This is a genomic window from Treponema sp. R6D11, assembly GCF_054786075.1.
This window is the reverse complement of the sequence record NZ_BDHD01001155.1, coordinates 1-373: the sequence shown is the minus strand read 5'-3', so window position 1 is coordinate 373 and position 373 is coordinate 1. Positions and strand designations below refer to the sequence as shown.

Annotated in this window: 1 protein-coding gene; it reads left to right on the top strand. The window is 42.1% G+C overall.

The features are described from left to right. Nucleotides 1-56: 56 nt before the first annotated feature. Nucleotides 57-373, top strand: a 317-nt coding sequence (locus ACYVTD_RS17905) for a hypothetical protein (RefSeq protein ID WP_461248964.1), incomplete at its 3' end; no start/stop codon positions are given.

Genomic DNA, 373 nt, shown 5'->3' with positions numbered 1-373 from the left:
TTCCGGAAGAGGACAGGAAAGGGGGCTATGTTAAAACATTTGTCGTTTTCATTTTATTGCTTTTAGTGATTTTCGGCGCATTATACGGAAAAGTCATAGCGGACGCTTCCGTCAAGTCTTTCACCGCCCAAATTGAACAGGATATCAAGAAAAACAATTCTAACCTTGCCATCGTAAAAAACGGGATTGACGTCGCGGCTGTCAGCAAAGACGCCAGCAAATTAAACGATACCGTAAACGACATTACAAGAAGTATAAAGCCCGGCGAATTGGGCGTTCCTAAATTCGTATGGAACATCGCGGCGGGTAAAATAAAAAAACACCTGCAAAATATATTTACCAATTTCGACGCGACATCAGAAAAAGCCAATCC